This is a genomic window from Streptomyces sp. NPDC059853, assembly GCF_042731495.1.
Lineage (GTDB): Bacteria > Actinomycetota > Actinomycetes > Streptomycetales > Streptomycetaceae > Streptomyces.
Map to the genome: position 1 here is coordinate 1 of NZ_JBHWJL010000411.1, position 3,567 is coordinate 3,567.

Here is a 3,567-nt window from a genome sequence, read left to right on the forward strand (position 1 = left end):
GCCGACGTACGCCCGGGAGCGTCCCTCGGCGGAGACGGTGCGGCTGATGAGCAGCGCCCCGTCGTCGAGTTCGGCACCGGCCTCCTCGGCGCGGTGCGCGGCCGGGGCTCCGGGTGGCAGGCTGATGCGGCCCTCCACCACGGCCGTGGCCGCGCCGGCGCGCACCAGCGCGGCATCGGCGCGCCCGCCGAGCAGCAGGCCAAGACTGGTGACGACCATGGTCTTGCCGGCGCCGGTCTCGCCGGTCACCGCGGTGAAGCCGGTGGACAGTTCGACGATCGCGTCGTCGATCACGCCCAGGTCCTTGATCCGCATCTCCTCCAACACGGATACGACCATACGAGGTCATCGGGGGGTGTGGCGACGCCCGGGGTCGAACATCAGTGCGGAGCGCCACGCCATCCGGCCACCGGCAGCGCGAACTTGGCCACCAGCCGGTCGGTGAACGGGGCCCGGTGCAGCCGGGCCAGCCGGACCGGCGCCAGCCCGCGCCGTACCTCCACGCGGGCACCGGCCGGCAGTTCGACCGTGCGGCGGCCGTCGCACCACAGCACGGCGGGCCAGGTGTCCGGGCGCACCTCCACCGCGAGCACCGACCCCGGCGCGGTGACCAGCGGTTTCGCGAACAGCGCGTGCGCGCTGATCGGCACCATCAGCAGCGCCTCGACCTCCGGCCACACGACCGGGCCGCCGGCCGAGAAGGCGTACGCGGTGGAGCCGGTCGGGGTGGCGCACACCACCCCGTCGCCGCCGAACCCGGAGACCGGGCGGCCGTCCACCTCGATGACGACCTCCAGCAGCCGCTCGCGGGCCGCCTTCTCCACCGACGCCTCGTTCAGCGCCCAGTCCCGGTGGATGACCCGGCCGTCGTCGGTGACCAGCACGTCCAGGGTCATCCGCTCCTCGACCTCGTAGGCGCGGGTGACCACCCGGTCCACCACCTGGTCCAGGTCGTCCCGCTCCGCCTCGGCGAGGAAGCCCACCCGGCCCAGGTTCACCCCGAGCATCGGCACCCCGGAGGCGCGCGCGAACTCGGCGCCGCGCAGCAGGGTGCCGTCCCCGCCGAGCACGATGAGCAGTTCGCAGCCGTCCGCCACCCCGGGTCCCGGCTCCACCCACTCCACCCGGTCGTCGTAGGCGCCGTGGCCCGGCATCGGCAGGTCGGCGGCCTCCTCGGCCAGCACCCGCACCCCCACGCCGTGCGTGAGCAGTCCGCGCACGACGAGTTCGGCGCTGCGCACGGCCGCCGGCCGGCCGGTGTGGGCGAGCAGGAAGACGGTACGCGGCGGGTTGATCGTGGTCACTGGGGCCCTTCCGTCACGGCGCGTTCGACATCGGCGGGGTCGAGTGCGGGTGCGCCGGCGCGCAGCCACAGGAAGTACTCGACGTTGCCCGACGGTCCGGGCAGCGGGCTGGCGGTGACCCCCCGGACGCCGAGCCCCAGGTCCGCGGCCCGCTCCGCGACGGCGGTCACCGCCTCGGCGCGCAGCCGCGGGCTGCGGACGACGCCTCCGCTGCCGAGTCGTTCCTTGCCGACCTCGAACTGCGGTTTCACCATCAGCACCAGATCGGCGTCCGGCGCGGCGCAGGCGATCAGGGCGGGCAGCACCAGTCCCAGGGGGATGAACGACAGATCCCCGACGATCAGTTCCGCCGGCACCCCGCCGATCTGTTCGAGGGTCATCTCCCGTACGTTCGTGCGGTCCCGTACGGTGACGCGCTCGTCCGCCTGGAGCGTCCAGGCGAGTTGCCCGTACCCGACGTCCACGGCGATCACGTGCGCGGCTCCGGCCCGCAGCAGGACGTCGGTGAACCCGCCGGTGGAGGCGCCCGCGTCGAGCGCGCGGCGGCCGGTGACGCGCAGCCCGAGCGGGGTGAAGGCGTCCAGGGCTCCGGCGAGTTTGTGGCCGCCGCGCGAGACGTACCCGGGGTCGTCGGCGTCCTCGCGCACCAGCAGGGCGGCGCTGGTGGCGACCTGGGTGGCGGGCTTGGCCGCCACCAGTCCGTCGACCGAGACCCGGCCGGCCTCGATCAGCGTCCTGGCGTGCTCGCGCGAGCGGGCGAGCTTGCGCCGCACCAGTTCGGCGTCGAGACGGGACAGGCGTCGGCGGGTCGCTGCGGCCACGGGTGGTTCAGCTCCTGGGGGTCACGGGATGGGGGTGCGGGACGTCGAGCGCGGTCAGCGTGTCACGCAGCCCGCGGTGAACATCCTCGTACACCTCCCCGTGGCCGCCGACGGCGAGGTGATCGGCGTCGGCGAGCCGGGCCAGTACGGCGTCGACCCCGGCGTGCCCGGTGGCGGTGACGCCGACCCCCAGCGGGCGCGGTGCGCCGGCCTCCGGCGTCCCCGCGGCCTCGGGTGCCGCCGTCGCCTCCGGCTGGTCCGCGGGGCCGGTGCCGGTTGCGGCTCCCGCTCCGGCGGGGGTGTGGTCCATGGCGGTGGGCTCGTGCATACGCCCGACGCTACCGCCTGCCCACCGCCGTACGTGCTCGCCCCGCGCGGCCCGGCCCGGCCCGCCCAACGGGGTGGCGTACGGGGGCCGTACGCGCTCCGCCCGGGGCCGGCACGCCCCCTCGCACCTCCGCGCCCACCCGCACCTCCCCTCGCCGGCTCTCACGCTCAGCGCGGAGTTAGGTTAGCCTAACCTTCGGTTCCGGCTTTCCGAGAGGCAACGAGAGGACACGACCATGACCGCCGCGCCCTTCGAGTTCTTCGATCTCCAGGTGCTCCGCACCACCCGGATCAGCCCCAGCTTCACCCGCGTCACCCTCGGCGGCGACAGCCTCCACCGCTTCGCCAGCGGAGGCCGGGACCAGCGCTTCAAACTCTTCCTCCCCCAGCCCGGCCGCCGCGAGGTCGCCATCCCCCGGGACGCCGGCCACGCCTGGTGGCCCGCCTGGCAGCGCATGGACCCCGCCGAGCGCGGCATCATGCGCACCTACACCGCCCGCGAGCAGCGCCGCGAACCCGACGAGCTGGACATCGACTTCGCCCTGCACGGCGCGCAGGGCGGCCCCGCCTCCCGCTGGGCCGAGAACGCCGCCCCCGGCGACGCCGTCGCCGTCCTCGGCCCACTGGAGGAGGACAACGCCGCCGTCGACTTCCGCCCGCCCCCGGAGGCCGACTGGATGCTCATCACCGGCGACGAGACCGCGCTGCCCGCCGTCGCCGGCATCCTCGACTGGCTGCCGCCCGGCATCCGCGCCAAGGTCTGGCTGGAGGTCGCCCACCCCGACGACCGCCAGGAACTGGCCACCCGGGCCGACGCCGACATCACCTGGATCATCCGCGACCGCGCCGGCGCCACCCTGCTGGAGTCGGTACGCGCCACCCACCTGCCCGCCGGGCGCCCCCGCGACCGGGGAGACCGGCCGGGTCAGGGGAGCGGTGCGCGAGGCGGTCCGGGACGCGGCGCGGGGCGCGTACCGCCACGGCGTCCAGCGGGTCGCCCCGGTCATCCGGCGGATGGGCGAGCTGTGAACACCCCTGCCACGACTCCTCCGCGAGCTGTGAACACCCCTACCGAGACACCCCGGGAGCAGCGATGACGCAGCCCACCACACCGG

4 protein-coding genes and 2 pseudogenes are annotated in these 3,567 nt (G+C 75.3%); 2 read left to right on the top strand and 4 right to left on the bottom strand.

From position 1 onward, the window contains the following. From ACFV5N_RS25885 to ACFV5N_RS25900, 4 genes are all read right to left on the bottom strand, one after another. A partial coding sequence (locus ACFV5N_RS25885) for an AAA family ATPase (protein WP_385604384.1) occupies nucleotides 1–339 on the bottom strand: 339 nt, incomplete at its 3' end. Nucleotides 340–380: 41 nt separating this feature from the next. Next, on the bottom strand, nucleotides 381–1,304 hold the full coding sequence (locus ACFV5N_RS25890; RefSeq protein ID WP_385604387.1) for an NAD kinase: 924 nt from the start codon (nucleotides 1,302–1,304) through the stop codon (nucleotides 381–383). Continuing rightward, a complete protein-coding gene (locus ACFV5N_RS25895; protein WP_385604393.1) occupies nucleotides 1,301–2,101 on the bottom strand; it encodes a TlyA family RNA methyltransferase in 801 nt (266 codons plus the stop codon). The genes ACFV5N_RS25890 and ACFV5N_RS25895 overlap by 4 nt, the downstream gene beginning before the upstream one ends. 31 nt (nucleotides 2,102–2,132) lie before the next feature. Beyond that, nucleotides 2,133–2,453: a hypothetical protein gene (locus tag ACFV5N_RS25900; protein WP_385604390.1), complete on the bottom strand. Its 321-nt coding sequence runs from the start codon at nucleotides 2,451–2,453 to the stop codon at nucleotides 2,133–2,135. A gap of 235 nt (nucleotides 2,454–2,688) precedes the next feature. Here ACFV5N_RS25900 and ACFV5N_RS25905 point away from each other — a divergent pair. Both ACFV5N_RS25905 and ACFV5N_RS25910 read left to right on the top strand, forming a co-directional pair. Next, nucleotides 2,689–3,291 (top strand): annotated as a pseudogene (locus ACFV5N_RS25905) (siderophore-interacting protein); the annotation flags it as partial. After that, nucleotides 3,263–3,481 (top strand): annotated as a pseudogene (locus tag ACFV5N_RS25910) (hypothetical protein); the annotation flags it as partial. The pseudogenes ACFV5N_RS25905 and ACFV5N_RS25910, both read left to right, overlap by 29 nt. Nucleotides 3,482–3,567: the final 86 nt, after the last annotated feature.

Coding starts and splice junctions, on each gene's coding strand:
- ACFV5N_RS25900 (WP_385604390.1), bottom strand. CDS start 2,453: ATGCACGAGCCCACCGCCATGGACCACACCCCCGCCGGAGCGGGAGCC.